This window comes from Teredinibacter sp. KSP-S5-2 (genome assembly GCF_032773895.1).
In the GTDB taxonomy this organism is placed as follows: Bacteria; Pseudomonadota; Gammaproteobacteria; order Pseudomonadales; family Cellvibrionaceae.
The window spans coordinates 4,474,116-4,490,038 of record NZ_CP120416.1 but is presented as its reverse complement, the minus strand read 5'-3'; the positions used below and the strand labels follow the sequence as shown (position 1 = coordinate 4,490,038).

14 protein-coding genes are annotated in these 15,923 nt (G+C 43.0%); 8 read left to right on the top strand and 6 right to left on the bottom strand.

Annotation, left to right across the window (positions count from 1 at the left end; genetic code table 11):
- Nucleotides 1-167 precede the first annotated feature (167 nt).
- Nucleotides 168-1,403, top strand: coding sequence for a retropepsin-like aspartic protease (locus P5V12_RS19130; protein WP_316954679.1), 1,236 nt, complete (start codon nt 168-170; stop codon nt 1,401-1,403).
- Here the strand turns inward: P5V12_RS19130 and P5V12_RS19125 are convergent.
- On the bottom strand, nt 1,380-3,125 hold the full coding sequence (locus P5V12_RS19125; RefSeq protein WP_316954678.1) for a serine/threonine-protein kinase: 1,746 nt from the start codon (nt 3,123-3,125) through the stop codon (nt 1,380-1,382). The genes P5V12_RS19130 and P5V12_RS19125 overlap by 24 nt on opposite strands.
- Before the next feature lie 167 nt (nt 3,126-3,292).
- On the opposite strand from P5V12_RS19125, the gene P5V12_RS19120 reads away from it, so the two are divergent.
- On the top strand, nt 3,293-3,790 hold the full coding sequence (locus tag P5V12_RS19120; protein ID WP_316954677.1) for a SixA phosphatase family protein: 498 nt from the start codon (nt 3,293-3,295) through the stop codon (nt 3,788-3,790).
- Nucleotides 3,791-3,812: 22 nt separating this feature from the next.
- On the opposite strand, the gene hemH is transcribed toward P5V12_RS19120, so the two are convergent.
- Entirely contained in the window at nt 3,813-4,913 is a 1,101-nt protein-coding gene (gene hemH / locus P5V12_RS19115; protein WP_316954676.1) for a ferrochelatase, read from the bottom strand.
- Between the two features lie 141 nt (nt 4,914-5,054).
- Nucleotides 5,055-5,264, bottom strand: coding sequence for a hypothetical protein (locus tag P5V12_RS19110; protein WP_316954675.1), 210 nt, complete (start codon nt 5,262-5,264; stop codon nt 5,055-5,057).
- Between the two features lie 410 nt (nt 5,265-5,674).
- Between P5V12_RS19110 and P5V12_RS19105 the strand changes: the two genes are divergently transcribed.
- From P5V12_RS19105 to P5V12_RS19080, 6 genes are all read left to right on the top strand, one after another.
- Nucleotides 5,675-6,064 carry a fibronectin type III domain-containing protein gene (locus tag P5V12_RS19105; protein ID WP_316954674.1) on the top strand — a complete coding sequence of 130 codons (390 nt, stop codon included), beginning with the start codon at nt 5,675-5,677 and terminating at the stop codon, nt 6,062-6,064.
- A 292-nt stretch (nt 6,065-6,356) separates the two neighbouring features.
- The gene (locus P5V12_RS19100; protein WP_316954673.1) at nt 6,357-7,775 is read left to right on the top strand and encodes a hypothetical protein; all 1,419 of its coding nucleotides are present in this window, start codon (nt 6,357-6,359) and stop codon (nt 7,773-7,775) included.
- Nucleotides 7,776-7,830: 55 nt separating this feature from the next.
- On the top strand, nt 7,831-8,952 hold the full coding sequence (locus P5V12_RS19095) for a GNAT family N-acetyltransferase (RefSeq protein ID WP_316954672.1): 1,122 nt from the start codon (nt 7,831-7,833) through the stop codon (nt 8,950-8,952).
- A 4-nt stretch (nt 8,953-8,956) separates the two neighbouring features.
- On the top strand, nt 8,957-9,979 hold the full coding sequence (locus tag P5V12_RS19090) for a polysaccharide deacetylase family protein (RefSeq protein ID WP_316954671.1): 1,023 nt from the start codon (nt 8,957-8,959) through the stop codon (nt 9,977-9,979).
- A gap of 24 nt (nt 9,980-10,003) precedes the next feature.
- Entirely contained in the window at nt 10,004-11,284 is a 1,281-nt protein-coding gene (locus tag P5V12_RS19085) for an O-antigen ligase family protein (protein ID WP_316954670.1), read from the top strand.
- Between the two features lie 2 nt (nt 11,285-11,286).
- Nucleotides 11,287-12,813, top strand: a complete 1,527-nt coding sequence (locus P5V12_RS19080; protein WP_316954669.1) for an oligosaccharide flippase family protein — start codon at nt 11,287-11,289, stop codon at nt 12,811-12,813.
- A gap of 109 nt (nt 12,814-12,922) precedes the next feature.
- On the opposite strand, the gene P5V12_RS19075 is transcribed toward P5V12_RS19080, so the two are convergent.
- The 3 genes from P5V12_RS19075 to P5V12_RS19065 are packed head-to-tail and all read right to left on the bottom strand — an operon-like array spanning nt 12,923 to nt 15,921.
- Nucleotides 12,923-14,089, bottom strand: a complete 1,167-nt coding sequence (locus P5V12_RS19075) for a hypothetical protein (RefSeq protein WP_316954668.1) — start codon at nt 14,087-14,089, stop codon at nt 12,923-12,925.
- Nucleotides 14,090-14,111: 22 nt separating this feature from the next.
- Nucleotides 14,112-15,278, bottom strand: a complete 1,167-nt coding sequence (locus P5V12_RS19070; protein ID WP_316954667.1) for a glycosyltransferase family 2 protein — start codon at nt 15,276-15,278, stop codon at nt 14,112-14,114.
- On the bottom strand, nt 15,271-15,921 hold the full coding sequence (locus P5V12_RS19065) for a polysaccharide deacetylase family protein (protein WP_316954666.1): 651 nt from the start codon (nt 15,919-15,921) through the stop codon (nt 15,271-15,273). Before P5V12_RS19065 ends, P5V12_RS19070 begins: the two co-directional genes overlap by 8 nt.
- Nucleotides 15,922-15,923: the final 2 nt, after the last annotated feature.

Here is a 15,923-nt window from a genome sequence, read left to right as displayed (position 1 = left end):
TCCTAGGGCAAGGTAATAAACTTCTTCGATCGATAAATTAAAACCGGAAATTGCCATGATGTGAGAACGCTAATTACCCTGGCGACAAGTTAAGTATATGTTGCATCGGCTGAATTTTCGAAGAATTGGGCTGTCGGAAAATATCATTTCTATATGAGTGAGAGTTAATGAAGCAGGTTTTCTTGATTATGTTGGGCGTTATGGTTGGATGGCTAGCCAATGAATTCACTTCTCAATCAACAGAAGATGTGAATCCCACCAGCTTGGAGCAACAATGGCCTCAGAAACAGGAAAGCCGATCTATTGAGCAGAGTGCCCAGAATAGTGTTTGCTCTTGCCCCAAAGAATCCGATATTGTCAATACACCCAACGAAGCTAATAAGCCACATTCTGCAGAATCCCTCAACGAGCTGCTACTGGCCCGACGTTTCAACGATGCGGTTCGTATGTATGCAACCAGCGTAAATACCGGAGCCGGGGATTCAACTCAGAAAAAGACAGTGATTTTGAATTACCTCGATAATTTGTTTGAGAAAGCGGACTACGAACCTTTTATTGAGTTGACCGACGTATTTCTGGCCGACTTTTATAGTGATATTGATGTTTTGCTTAAACTGGCGAGATTTAATCAAAAACTAGAGTATTACACAGAAGCGGTTGACCAGTTTCAACTGGCCTTATCTTATGCATATCGAACTAACGATATAACAAAAATAAATAATAATTATGAATCGTTTTTCCAGGAAGTGGATGAACACCTCACCTCGGGAGGTCGTTGGAGCGAATTAATTAATTTATATTTATATGCGGCCGTTGCCGGGAGGCAAAATACTGCGGACAAATTTCGTTTGGCGGAAGTGTATTTGATGGCGGGTGAGTATATTCATGGCCGTGCATTACTCATGGAGTTGAGTTCGGATATTGATTTGGGGGACAAAGCCAAGGATTTGATTAGCAAATTGGATGGTCAGAACGGTGTCGATCAGCCTGCAAATAATCGAAGCGTTAATCGTCAGTCTGAGCGGGTTGCTTTAACGAGACGAGGTAGTCATTATCTTGTACCACTTGGGTTGGAATCCCAAACATTGAATCTGGTGTTGGATACCGGCGCATCATTAACAACAATCACCCGCCAAAAGTTTGATCAAATTTCCCATGGATTGAATGTGCGATTGGTGGACACACGTCTCTTTAACACCGCCAATGGCATTACCCGTGGCAATGTATATTTAGTTGATCAACTGCAACTTGGTCCTTTTTATTTGAGTAATATTGAAATTGCGATTATGGACTTTGATATGGGCGGACAGGCAGATGGACTTCTCGGTATGAATACTCTGCGTAATTTCCAGTTTGAAATTGATCAGGACAGTAATGAATTAGTCCTGCAACTGAGAAACTAGCCTAATAAATGACTCGGTTATTTTCTGTATCAGCTCTGGGTATTGTACGTAAAAATAGGTGGCAAAAACCGAAGTGGCTATAAGCGATAACCAGAGTATATATCGAGGGTGATTTTTGGATGTGGGTTGTCGTTCGTCTATTTCCTCAGGAGTGTTAAGAGAATCAAAAGCTATCGCATTTTTATCCAAAACCAGTGTTTGTTCGTCATCCAAAAAGGGTTCGAGTTCTTCATTTATATCGTGAAATGAGCGAAATCGTTTTTGTGGGTCAAGAGAGAGCATTTTTTTAATAACACTTTGAATGCCCTCGGGCAAGTTAGTAAAGGTTTCATCAGGAGTAAACCGCAGGTGTTTTCGTTGCGGCAATTTTGCAGTTAGTAATTGGTGAAAAATAACCCCGGCCGAGTATATGTCCGCACTTACTGATGCGTCCTCATTGTCAATCGAATACCAATTTTGTTCTTGTGAGCATTGTTCATAATGGCGAATAAAACCAAAATCACTGACTTTGATTACGCCATTGTCTTGAAAAAGAATATTTGATGGGCGGAGATTGCCATGTACCAATCCATTGTCATGTGTATAAGCCAGCGCAGAGCATACATCCGTTGCAATAGATAAAAATTTATTTAGTGCAAATGGTCGAGTTAACCGTTCTGCCAAAGTGCCGCCGGTGCAGTATTCCATAACGAGAATAAAAACACGGTCATTTTTGGATGTACCATAGATATCGATTATATTTCGGTGTCGTATCTGACTAAGTTTTTTTGCCTGTTCATAGCCTTTTTCTGCCAGCGGGGCTTTTTTTATAACGATGGCTTTTTTCGTTGTTTTTTCTGAAAATAGATAAACGCTACTATGCAGGTCTTCCTTAATAATATCTAGAAGTTGAAATTGTTTTTTAACTCCGGAATGAGCGCGCTTGCGTTGTTCTTCATTTAAGTGTTTTCCTTTCAGTTCGGTGAGTAAACAATGCTTGATTTCATCAACATTGTCAGGCCTGTCTTTTGGTGCTTTGGCAAGGCAACGAAGTATCAACTCAGTTAATGTCGGGCTTAATGAAGAATTAAGGTACCTAGGATTGACAGGGTTCTGACCGGGTAACTGGCCAGTGTAAAATTGGTACATCACAACACCAAGCGAGTAGATATCACTTTTATGTGTTGCGTTTGCTGCTGATTCCAGCATTTCGGGAGCAAGATATGAGTTAGTGCCCATGATCATATTATCTTCGTTGGGAATACCCTGACCAAAATCGCGATAGAGTTGTGCAATACCAAAATCGAGAATGCGAACTGTGCCTTCACCGTCAAGTAAAATGTTGGAAGGTTTGATATCCCGGTGGACAATCCCATTCTTATGGGCATAAGAAAGCGCTTTGGCCACTTGAGCGAATAAATCCAGCGAGGCGTTCATTTGAACATTGCCTTTACGCATCACAACATCAAGGTCAACACCTTTGACATAATTCATTACAAAATAGGGTTGACCGTTTTTGGTGATACCCTGGTCAATGACGTTAATAATATTTGGATGATCAAGCTTGGCGATAATGAACGATTCGCGTTCAAACAGCGTTCGAATTTCCTGATGCTTTACCAGTTTCTTCTGTAAAACTTTAATTGCAACAGGGCGTTGTAAAGAGAGTTGTTGGCCTTTATAGATAGTGGCCATACCTCCGTGCCCGATTTGTTCGTCGACTTGGTATCCGGTGAAGTTCATGAATACGCTCTGCTGGTATGGATGATGCCGTGAAGTTGTTTATTTTTTTACTACCAAGTAAGTAAAGCTTAGCCTAGAAAGCTGATATTAGTGCTAAGCTTGAGCAATGGTTCCGCCTGAGAGGTGACAAGGCCGGGAAACTTAGTCCAACCTCGACGGAGTGAACGATGAAATATCTTCATTTAATTCGGCATGCAAAATCCAGCTGGCGAGATCCTGGTGTCCCTGATGTTAATCGGCCTCTAAATAAACGGGGTCGAGCGTCGTGTGCACTAATGGCGGAAAAAATCGCGCAAAGTGGTTGTGCTTTTAACCATGTGTACTGTAGTCCCGCGGTAAGGGCACAATCCACTATTGAGCGGATTCTTACAGAGCTTGCGATCGGCAGTGATGTTTTCCGAATTGACGACCAGCTCTATACCTTTGATCATATGGATTTAGTGTATTGGCTTCGCGAGCTGGAAGATGAAGCATCAAGTATTGTTATCGTTGGTCACAACCCCGCGTTTACAGAGTTACATAACTACCTCGCAGAAGCAGAGATAGAAAACATACCGACATGTGGATATGTGCAGTTAATATTGGATATTGAGAATTGGCGCGATATCCGCGCCAATTCCGGAAAGCAAAGTGTGTTTATCTATCCCAAGATGTTCACTGAGTAAACCCTGTTACTCTGGGGGATGTTCACTGGTTTTTCTGATTAAACGGACATTGTTTAACCCGTGTTAGCTGAGCATTGAGTTCTTCAGATGAGTTTATGGATATATCCCAGCCTGAGAGATGTTTTCCGACGAGGTTTTTTAACATCTCGATATGGTCGTGGTCGTCGTTTAAAGCCGGGATATAGTGGAAGGTTTCGCCTCCAGCCTGCATAAAATAAGCTTTGTTCTCTTCTCCAATTTCTTCCAGTGTCTCCAGGCAGTCAGATGAAAAACCGGGGCAAACGACTTGTACATGTTTTGTACCGTCTTTTGCCAGTTGTTTCAGGGTTTCATCGGTATAGGGTTGAACCCAAGGCTCTTTACCAAAACGGGATTGGAAGCTAATAAGGTAATCGTCTTGCTGCAGATTGAGTGCTTCGGCTACCAGACGCGCAGTTTTCATGCATTGGCAAGGGTAAGGGTCGCCATTATGAAAATACCGCAATGGTATGCCGTGGTAGGAAAAGACCAGTTTGTCGGGTTTGCCGTGAAGCTGCCAGAAACTTGCAATCTTTGCGCTTAGCGCCTGAATATAGGGCGGAAAGTCATGATAGTTTTGCACAAAGCGCAGTTCGGGAAGCCAGCGACGAGTTTTAAAATCCTCCGCTATCGCATCGAATGTTGAGGCTGTCGCGCTTGCGGCATATTGTGGATAAAGTGGCAGAACGACAATTCTGTCGCAATTGTCATGTTGTAGTTTTTCTAATGCGGAGCCGATAGATGGATTGCCGTAACGCATTGCCCACTCAACGCAGATGTTCTCACCGTATTCCTTATGCAGTGATTCTGCCAAGAGGTGCGCTTGTTTTTGGGTGTAGATCGCAAGTGGTGAGCCCTGCTCTGTCCAGACCTGTCGGTAGGCCTCGGCGGATTTAGCCGGTCGGGTGTTTAGGATGATACCGTTTAAGATAAACCACCAAATGGCTTTGGGAACCTCAATCACGCGCGGGTCGGAAAGGAACTGTTTTAAATAGGTTCTTAAGGCTTGCTTGGTCGGCGCGTCTGGAGAGCCAAGGTTGGTAATCAGTACGCCAATGCGTTTGGGCGTGTCGTGCCTGTAGGTTGTAATACCCCGATATTTCACTTGAATGGTTACCTGCTTAGTTGAGTCATGCCCAATACTACGAGTGGGGGGCTCAGATGGATTCTGTGATACGGGTGATAGAGTACAAAATTCGGGGAAATAAAAAAGCCTAAAGTTTTCCGCTTTAGGCTTTTTTTGAGATTATTCTTCGGAAGCGGCTTCTTCTTGAGAATCTTCTACCGGTGCTGGCTCAGCAGGTTTAGGCTCTGGCTTTTTCAAAAGACCTTCTTTTTGAAGGATTTCAACTTTAGCTTCACCGTTTATCCATTTTGCGTTTGAACCGCGAACAGCATGGCGTTTGTCTTTACGCTCAAAGATGCTGTACTCGGCAGTTTTTTTAACAAGTTTCATATGCCTTTCCTATTTCTATTAAAGGGTTTGTAGATGGCCGCGGATTCTATGAGGATTCAGGTGAAATTACCAGAGCCGATTCACGCTCATTGAACGATTACCTAAGGCAGTTCTTTATTCTGCTCGCCCATTCGAGAAATGCATTTTAGTCGAACATGACGAGGGCGGATGAAAACGTGTCGTTTGTTGGGTTACGCGGACAGACTCTTTTGTAGTCAAATCTTCCCCATTTTCTACCGAAGCAGCACAGTTACACCAGTGTGAATAGTCCTGGAAAAATTAAAGCGACAATTTGTGCAAAAGGCGCAAACTGGTTCACGAGTTTACAAAGTGTCACTGAATGAAGGTTGCCCTTTTGGGCCCGGAACCAAAGAATAGCTTCTTGAATAATTATTTTTAGTCATATCAATATGTTGTCAAGAGAACTTAAAGCATTGCGCCGAGTTATGACGTGTAGCCCTATTGCTGCCGTGCTGACGTCCTGCGGAGGTGATGGAAGCGGGTTGATTGCCGCTAAACCTGAGGCAGATTACGAAGTAAATGTTTCATGGGAGGCTCCGACAACTCGAGAGAATGGCGACAACCTGCCTTACAACGAGATTCAGAGTTACGAATTACAGTATTGGCAGAAAGATTCTGACACGGCAACATCCATTACTATCCATGACCGCACGATACTCGATTTTGATGTCGCAGGCCTCTATCCAAGTGCTTACTACTTCCGTGTAGCAGCAATTGATAACAACAATCAAAAAAGTGAGTATTCACAAACTTGGTATATTGACCTTTCGCAACATTAGTTGGGCCAATATTTCCAGAAAGTCTCCCATCTAATGACCCAGTCGATTAAGATATCTGCCTTTGATTTAAAGGTGGGTCTGATCCCTCTTGTTGACGGAAAAATCTACATATAGGATTATCTGCGCCAACAGAAGAATTATTCTTTGAGTGAACAGCTAAACACCAAAACTACCAGGGAATGCGGTTTCACCTGCGTAATCCACAAAGTCGTTATACATTCAGTCTAAGCTTTGGGCTCACAGCTGTGCTTAAGGTGTACTGAATAACCAACTAGGAGTGAAAACGATAATCGTGTCGATCTCAAAACCCGCCCACTTGGGGAGTGGCATCTTAATTCTTTCTTCCTTGGTTATCTCGACTGGGGCTCATGCGCAAGTGCCTGTCGGTCAGGGCAATCCCACCGAAACAGATGCATCTATAGGGTTTTCCCTGGAATGGCTGGATAATGCAAATGTTAATCAGCCCGAATCAGTTGATGAGCTGCAACGAACAGTAAATTTCGGCTTTATTCATTCATATGACAGTAATTGGCTGGCGTTTTCCACCGATGCCCTTTTCAACTATGTGGATTACGAAAATGACACATTAGAGGATAACTCTGATGTGACGGGTAATTTGAATCTTGACTTGTTTTTGATGCCAAAGCGTCTCACGTGGTTAACGTCGTATAACCGGGAAGAAGCCATTACCACGCCTTTACTTGCTGAGAATGACGATACGAACATAAGTCGGGGAATCTTTGAGACGGGACCTGAGCTGTTTTTGGGGCTTGGGGAAACGAATGTCGTATTAAGTGCTTCCTATGTGCAGGTGGATTCAGATCAAAACGAGCCCAGGCAACTTGTTGATGGTGAGGACGAGCCTTTAACACCCCAGACTGATGGAACCAGTAAACGTTACAACTATTCTGCTTTTTTCCGACGCAGCATATCCCCCCTGACCCAGGTTTTTCTTGGGGGAACCTATTCCGATGTGTATGAAGTTGGGACGTTTGATACAGGTGTGGATCGGGATTTGACATTCGATAGCGAAAACTTCCAGATTGGTGTAACCCGAATTCTTAAATACGGTGAAGCCTCCTTTTCCTATGGGATCAATAGTATTGAGCGTGCAAGTGGCTCCAAAACCGAAGGTACTTTCCTGGGGGCTAATGCTTTTATTATTACCCCTGAGGGTAACTTTACCTTTGCTGCCACTAAGGCGCTGACCGACTCTTCGTTGGGGTTAAGTATCAGCACGGGTTTTACTGGTAACCTGAGCAACGGTGACACCAACTTCACTTCTTCCGATGTGGTGGAGCGCGAGCGTCTGGAAGTTCAGTTTGACCGCGATATTTTTGATGGCAATGGTAGTTTTAATATGGGCATCTCCTTCGACCGTGAAGATTTTGAAACAGATCTACGCGATAGTGATCGAACGGGAGCGGATATAGGGATTGAGTATGCCTTATCGGAAGTCTGGTCCACGGATCTCGACTTAAGTTATCAGAAGACAGAATTTATTGATCAAGTGGAGTTCGGTATTGATCATACCTACGAAGTCACGCTTGGCACGAGTTATGAATTTTCCTCCAACCTGGTCGGAGATATTGCTGTTTCTTACGCAAAACGTAAAAACGATGATGAAATTGCTGTGGGCGATGCTCCTGTCCAGCAGCGGGATTATGATCAAACGACGATTTCCTTGTCGGTTAGATACCGGCTCTTTTAAGTGTTTAGGGTGAAACTCGGTTTACTGTAAGCTAGAAACCAGAGAGCGGTATACGATGGATAGCGAAAAATATAGGCTAACAGTACTTTCTAATAAAGCCGAGTTTCTGGAAATCGCTGGTCAATGGCAGGACTTGGTTCAGCGTTGTAGTTCGGCCTCCCTATTTACTTCGTGGGCTTGGTTATGCCACTGGCTGCAATATTATCATCAGGAAAGTCATCGACTACATGTTCTGCTTTGCTATCAAGATAATAAACTGATCGCTGCTTTTCCCGCTTATTATCAGCGCCTTGGTTTGTTTTCCGTCCTACAACCAATAGGGTATGGTGAGGATGAAGAGGCCGAGGTTGCCAGCGAGTACCCCGATATTCTTATTGACGATTCGGTGTCTTTTGAAGAAATGAAGCCACTGTTTTATGCCGAACTAAAGCAGTGGATGTCAGGAATGCGCTATATTTATCTAAAGAATATGGTGAAAGGTAGCGCTTTGTTCCAGATTGTTGATCAGGCACAGGAACACAATTGTATCGACAGCCGCTTACTTGGATATCGCTACTGCATAAAACTACCGACGGATGTTGATAGTTTTTTTGATCAGCTCATCTCAAAAAACTTTCGCTATCAGCTTCGACGGGCTTTCAAAAAAGTCAAAAGTAGCGAAGAGATTACGATTCAAATTGCGGGTTCGGCCGAGGACTTCCAGCATTTTTACCAGGATCTAAAACAACTGCACGAGGATAGGTGGCAAAAGGATGGTAAAGAGGGAGCATTTACGCAAGATATTTTTAATCGGTTTCACATGGCACTCATTACGAGTAGCCATAATGAGAAAGAAGCTCAGCCGTTTATACTGAAAATCACGGAAAACGATACTCCACGGGCAGCAATATACGGGTATGTATTTAAAGATACCTTCTATTTTTATCAATCTGGGGTGTATATGGAGTCAAAAGGATTGCCTTATGGTGTTGCTGCCCATGCTTTAGCCATTGAGTATTGTATTCAGCAGGGTTTGCAATATTATGATTTTATGAAAGGTGGATTGACTTCTTACAAAGAAAAATACGATGCCCATAAGACGGAAATGTTCGATGTATTTTGTTTTGCTAATCAGTTGCAAAAAAACGCAAGCAAAGTAGAAAGGAAAATCATCGACCGAATAAAAAGGATAATATAGGGCGATGTCTAAAAGAGAATTATTGTGCAAAGTTATTTCGCTCTTCGGCCTTGATAAGCTAGGTGCCTTTGCCAACCAGTTTAATCCATCTCTGAAGATACTGGCGTATCACCGTATTTTGGATGTTGATCTAAAAACCTACCCTTATGATACTGAATTAATCAGCGCAAATTCTGCGCAATTTGAACGGCAGGTCGCATACCTGACAAAGCATTTCAACGTAAAAACCTTACGTGACGCGGTTCTAAACCCTATATCAGACAATGGTAAAGAAACTATTGTCATTACATTTGACGACGGATTTGATGACCTCTACTTTAAGGCTTTTCCAATTCTCAAAAAATACAATGTCAGCGCCACTATGTTTATTTCCAGCGGATACATTAATACCGAGGATTATTTGTGGACCGATAAGTTGGCTTTTCATTTAAAGTCGAATCTGGATAGGCGTCTAACTCTCATACCTTACTTCGAAAATGTTCCCATCGGCGATGAAACTGGTTCTTGCACCAAATTGCTCGGACGGATTCTGCGTATTCTGAAGCAGGTTCCGAACAATGAACGGGAAATCCTATATCACCGTGTATGCGATCAATTACCTATCAATACCCATTCTGATACAAAAAATAAGATGTTGACCTGGGAGATGGTGAAAGAAATGTCCGATTACGGTATTGAGTTCGGCTCTCATACGGTTACGCATCCGATACTGACACGATTGGAAGGTGATCAGTTAAAACATGAGCTGGAAGAATCGAAAAGAACTATTGAAGCCCATACTCATGTAGAATGCTGTTCAATTGCCTACCCTGTGGGTGGTATCGAGTCATTCGACACTCGCGTTAAAAAAATGTCGGAGTTAATGGGTTACACAATCGGTTGTTCTTATGTGTCTGGTGTGAACCCAATTGCCAACATGGAGCGTTTGGGTCTAAAACGGCTTCATGTTGAGCACTACACCAGCTTTGATCAATTTAAGGCTCAAATAGCGTTTGCCGAATTGTGCGCCTATCAAACCCCCCACTAATCACTGACGTTTTGGGATAAACTCGTGGCATTTGTAAGCTTACTGTTTTACTTACTTTTCGTATTAGTTCGTCCACAAGAATTCTGGCCGCCATTGCAGGGGTTGCCTGTTGTGATGGTGGCTTTGCTGGTTGCCGCCATATCGATGATGGCGCAAAAAGACCGAAGATTTGATGCGCCCCAGATTAAGATATTGTTTGGTCTGGTGTTGGTCATTTTCCTTTCTGCAGTGTGGAACAGGTGGCTAGGTGGTGGTATCACCAATGCACAAAAGTTTCTGACCACGGCTGTGTTACCGATGATTATTGTATCCAACGGTATTAACTCCACCACAAAGCAGCGAATTGCCATGATTTTTATGGTGATAGCGGCCTGCATCATGGTGCATCAGGGCATGAGCCAGAAAGCGTCCGAAAACGGATTTGGTTGGGCGGGGGTTCAATTGTCGCAGGGCACGCGTATCACCTATCTAGGAATTATTAACGATCCTAACGATTTGGGTATGTATCTGGTGATGACACTGCCCATTGCCATGTATTTATATAAATCGACGAAAAATATTTTCAAGTATGCATTCCTCGGCGCGGCGATGATGATTACCTGGGGGGTGTATCTAACCAACTCGCGGGGTGCATTACTGGGGACAATGAGCCTGTTGGCGTTTTGGGGTGTGCTGAAGTTTGGTGTAAAAAAATCCATGATTGCGGCTGTTCCTGCTCTGCCTGCGGCATTAATAGTTATGTCGATGTTCAGAGCGATTGATGCCGATGAAGAATCCGCAGAGGGTCGGTTGGAGGCTTGGTATGATGGTTTCCAAATGTTAAAGGGCAGCCCCCTATTTGGCGTTGGTTACGGCCAATTTACGGATCACCATTATTTAACGGCGCACAACTCATTTGTACTGGTGTTTTCTGAGTTGGGCCTTCTTGGCTACTTTTTGTGGTTTGCTTTCTTATTTATAACAGTGCTGCTTTTGTTAACAATTTGGCACGATAAAGTAGGTCGTCATGTAAAATGTGATCGTAGTGAAACCAATGTCATGATTGCGAAATGTTTTACTTTTTCAATGCTTGGCTATGTTGTGACCGCTTTCTTCCTTAGTCGCTCTTACACCCCGATTTTGTATCTGTTTGCCGGTTTGGCAATCGGAACATATTACAGAGCCACAGAGGCGCCAAAAAAGGAATTTGGTCGTTTAATAAAAACAGAAGCACATACGTTGTTTGGGCACTATAAAATGTACATAGCAACCAGCTGCATGGGTAGCTTAGTGTTGATCTATTTGGCTACAAGGATACTTCTATAAACATGGCTCACTCCACCATACGGAATACATTCTATTCCTCGATAAATATATACCTTGAGTATTTTTTGGGGCTGATTATCTCGATCTTGATTGCGAGAACCTTGGGGCCGGAGCTTTATGGTGTATACAGCTATCTAATCTGGTTGGCAGCTCTGCTGGTAGTTCTTGCTAATGCTGGAATTAATACGGGTGCGATCAAATTTTTCTCCGAGATACGCGCGACAAAACAGGCGAATTTATTTACAGCCCTATACGGGTATTTCCGGCGGGTGCAGCTGACAAAAGTTATTATTGTCATTTCTGTTACATGTTTGATTCTACTTGTTCATCCTGAGTGGATCGTGGATAAGGAGCATGCCCAGCTGGCTTTTGTGGTTGCCTTTGCGGTGGTACTAAAAAGCTACCATATGTTCCGCGTGGGAGTTTACAAAGGCTTTGAGCGTTTTGATTATCTTGCCTACACGGTAATGGTGGTCTCCCCCGCTAATTTGGCGTTGGTACTCGTCGCGTATTTTGTTGGATCAAGCCTGGCAACTTTTATTTACATCTATTTTATTGTCTGTGTGTTGTATTGGTTAATATCCTATATCTATGCCTATCGTATTCACCAGGATGAGTTCACCCAGGTAAAGCAGGGTAAATATAATGACCTCCCGCTAAAACGAATTAATCACCATTTAAAGGTGGTCAGTATTAACTCGGTACTGGGGTTTATTGTGGTGGGCCAGTCCGAACTGTTTTTTCTTAAGCACTTTGCTGACAACGAATCCATTGCATTTTTTAACATCGGATACGTCCTGGCAGGTGCTGCAATGATGTTGGTTCCGGGTGTATACAGCTCAGTTTTGTTACCGATTATTGCTCGTTCGGTGGCTGACCCCAAGGGAACCCCTGGGATAGCGGTGAAACAGTCAACGCGTTATATCTATATCCTTTCCATATTGGTGTCGTTTCCTTTGGCAGTGTTTGCGGAAGATGTCGTTGCCCTTCTCTATGGTGAGGGCTACGCTCATGCAGCGTGGGTGTTTAGAGTTTTTATTCTGGTTGCTATATTTAAGAACTTCCGTGAATCCATCAATGCCTACTTAATGAGTTCCGATCGCCAATCTTTTTTGTTGAAGATTACACTGTGGGGCCTGGGTGCAAGCTTGTTAATGGACTTCTTCCTGATTAAATTCTTCGGATTGCTTGGTGCGATAGTGGCCAATTGTATTGTGAACGTGGGGATTACCTTGTTCCTGATGTTTTATACCTACAATAAATTGAATGCATGGCCGAGCTGGAGCAAAATTACCAAGGTAACTGTGATTGGTGGGTTCAGTGCAGCAGCATCCTACATACTTGCCAACACGATTGATTTGCCGTTTATGTTTGTTTTAGGCGGCTTTGTTTACGTTGCGCTCTTTGTGCCGTTAATTATTGTTACTAACTGCTTTGAAGCGAATGATTATGCTGTTATGAGGAATCTGACACGTAAAGTAGGGTTTCTCTCTGATTATTTTGATCGTAAATATAAGGCGTGTGCGTAAAAGTTCAAACTGCTAAAGCTTTCTGAGGAATGCCCTGGAGATAAAGCCGTACAAGTTAGCGAAATGGAGAAATAGGGTTCCCTTAAAGGAACCCTGAAAGATAAATAGATTAAACCGTCTGCTTGTATTCTGGTTTGGTTAATATGTAATCTCTGTAAGCGTTGGGGTTGCCCTTTTCTCCTGCTTCAGCTGCTTTGATAATGTTATACATCTCGCGAGCGCTAACATAGTGCAGAGCGTATTTTTCCCCATCGTTATATTTCTCTTCCAGATAGCTATACATATCGTCTACCGGTTTACCCAGCAACGTATCCATATCCCCGTCTTGCGTTCCATGCGTGTGAATTTTAATAAATATCCACTCAGGTTTACCTTTAACATGAATGTGTTGATCTACCCACAGGTCAACCCGGTCTTTCGTCGGTGGGAAACTGGCGCGAATATCGGAATTTTCAATAGTTGGCATCACGCCCAGTTTTCTCTTTTTCCAGTTTAATGCCAGAGGCCCCTGGATAATCATCAAATCCCCTGACGCTTCTTTACCTACTTCCACGTCAACTCCGGTATTGTGACTCTTGGGTTTAGTTGGATTGTCGGTAGCGTAATATATGGAATTTACTTTCTTAGTTTGTGTATCGCTGGGTGCCGATGGAAGTGTTAAGTCTGCGTAACATCCGGTTTCTTTTAAAATGACTATTTCATCATTCACACCGCACCATCGGCCATCGGCGCGTGAGTTGTCCAGACACCAGTTGCCATGAATAAACGAATACTCGTGTTTTTGTGTGTGCTTGTTTACTGGTACCGCATCATGCTTGGTTTTTAAGGTGTCGATAAAACGCAAAAGCGTTTTTCGCAGATTGTCACTGGTATCGTTATCGTGGTGAAGATGTATTTCGATTTCCCCATACCCATCCGCACACAGGTTGGTGATCTTTTTAAGGTGTTCTTCTCGATATTCTTCTTCGGGATAAAAGAAACCATGTGTTGGTGGTAGGCCATCACTGTCTTTATGTTTGTCTGCGAGAATGGGATAGTCTTTCATCCAGCGGTCAACACGCTGACGTTCAATTTCAACACTGTTTGGTTTGCCCCACTGCGGTTCGTAGTGATCGACAAATGCAAACATGATGTGAACGGTATCATTAACTTTCGGTTTAACGATATATCGGCGATAGATATAGCTGGAAATCCAGGTGTGCATGTTTTTTTTGCGTAAAATTACGTAAAAAACTATCAGCCCAGCAATAAGAATAAAAAGTAAAAATAGTGCCATGATTATCAATCCAAAATCGTTTTTATCTTGCGGTGCGTGTCCAGGCACCACCACTTGAACCAGAAAAATATTGTACGAAGCCCACCCAGAGAGCGTAATTCATATCGAGCCAAAAAATCATCAAGCGCAATAACTTGCTGTTTGATACGTCCAGCGAGCCTTTTTTCCAACCGAGAAATAAGGCGTACACAAATACCTGACACATAAAGGTGAATACGTAAAATGGTATTTGTAATAAAAAAGCGTTGCTAATAAACGCAAGAATTAAGCAGTGCGGAACCAGCCAACGAAATACTTTATGGGATAAATAACTGAAGCCCAATAGAATATTACTGTTGAATAGAAAGTTTGGATAACGAAACAAAGTTTGGTAATTGCCGCGACCGATCCGTGTGCGTCGCTTAAATTCGTCCGCAATGGTGTCAGGTATATATTCTTTGGCAACGGCTTCAGCGTCGTAATCAACAATTTTTCCCTGTGCGGCTAAACGATTGACGATAACGAAATCGTCGATAATCGAATCACTGGATATTGGAATGTAGTCTTCTCGGCGTATGGCATAGATCGCGCCGTTGGCACCGAGAAGGCAGCCTATTTTGGCTTCGTTCACTTTTAACCAGTTTTCGTACTTCCAGTACAGATTATCTTCGTTTTCCACGCCGTCGGGTTTTAACAGTTTCAATTGGCCGCAAACCGCATCTGCCTGTTGTGTGCCGGTAAAGTGTCGGGCAAGTTTTTTGAGAGCATCCGCTTCAAAATAGGTATTGGCGTCACTGAAAACGAGTATGCTTTCTTCGGAAGCTTCTACGAGGTCGTTAAGTACTGAAGGTTTACCACGGTTTTCTTCAAATAAATGAGCCTTTAAGCGAGGGTCTTCAATATTACGTAAAATATTATTGGTATTATCGGAACTGCCATCGGATCCAACATACAAATGGATCTTGTCTTGAGGGTAATCACAGGCAAAAATATTTTCCACCCGAGCTTGAATATCCTTTTCTTCATTAAAGGCAGCGATAATTATCCCGACGGAGGGTAATTCATCTTCGTCAATCGTTGTTTCATTCTGTGGTATACGGTTTTTATTAAACACTTTAACCAGAATATACAAAACCATCGGATAGATGGCATAGGTGTAAACCACCAAAAAAAGCGATAACCAAAAAATACAATGAATAATGCTATTCACTTTTTCCTCCAATAAGTCCGGCAACCGTGTGAAATACGTAACCTTGTTGTTGCCACTGTGGCAATAAATACTCTAATAAATCCACGGCAAGTTGGTTGTCGTCGTGAAACAATAGTATTTCCCCATTGCTGACAGGGCGTGTATCAAATATTTTCTTTTGCTCTTCAAAAGGCTTGTGCTGATAATCTTTTGAATCGTATGACCAGTGAACCAAGCGCCATTTATCTGCCAACAGTTTGGTTAGGAGGGGAAAACTGAGTAACCCTTGAGGTGCGCGAAAGGCTTTAATGTTATCGGGGTCGATATTCTCAATCTCCCGCTGGCAGGCATTTGCTTCGTTTAACTGTGAGGCCAGGGATTGTTTAACAAAAGCGCTGTGCGTATTTGAGTGATTAGCAATTAAATGTCCTTTCTCAACTAAGGATTGGGCTATCTGAGGATGTTTGGCAATATTTCGGCCAATACAAAAAAAAGAACCTTGTGCTGAATAGCGTTGTAAAAGGTCTGCGATCTTCAATGTAAAGTCCGGATTGGGGCCGTCATCAAAAGTAAGATACAGTACCCTTTCTTTTGACTTACCCTTGGTGGTAATTACGCGGTTTGGCAAAAAACGCGCAATCTTATAGCTGCCAAAATTCAGCATAT

Bases quoted from the DNA above. Each gene is read 5' to 3' on its own strand.
- P5V12_RS19130 (WP_316954679.1), top strand. From the start codon at position 168: ATGAAGCAGGTTTTCTTGATTATGTTGGGCGTTATGGTTGGATGGCTA.
- P5V12_RS19125 (WP_316954678.1), bottom strand. From the start codon at position 3,125: ATGAACTTCACCGGATACCAAGTCGACGAACAAATCGGGCACGGAGGT.
- P5V12_RS19120 (WP_316954677.1), top strand. From the start codon at position 3,293: ATGAAATATCTTCATTTAATTCGGCATGCAAAATCCAGCTGGCGAGAT.
- P5V12_RS19110 (WP_316954675.1), bottom strand. From the start codon at position 5,264: ATGAAACTTGTTAAAAAAACTGCCGAGTACAGCATCTTTGAGCGTAAA.
- P5V12_RS19105 (WP_316954674.1), top strand. From the start codon at position 5,675: ATGTTGTCAAGAGAACTTAAAGCATTGCGCCGAGTTATGACGTGTAGC.
- P5V12_RS19095 (WP_316954672.1), top strand. From the start codon at position 7,831: ATGGATAGCGAAAAATATAGGCTAACAGTACTTTCTAATAAAGCCGAG.
- P5V12_RS19090 (WP_316954671.1), top strand. From the start codon at position 8,957: ATGTCTAAAAGAGAATTATTGTGCAAAGTTATTTCGCTCTTCGGCCTT.
- P5V12_RS19080 (WP_316954669.1), top strand. From the start codon at position 11,287: ATGGCTCACTCCACCATACGGAATACATTCTATTCCTCGATAAATATA.
- P5V12_RS19075 (WP_316954668.1), bottom strand. From the start codon at position 14,089: ATGGCACTATTTTTACTTTTTATTCTTATTGCTGGGCTGATAGTTTTT.
- P5V12_RS19065 (WP_316954666.1), bottom strand. From the start codon at position 15,921: ATGCTGAATTTTGGCAGCTATAAGATTGCGCGTTTTTTGCCAAACCGC.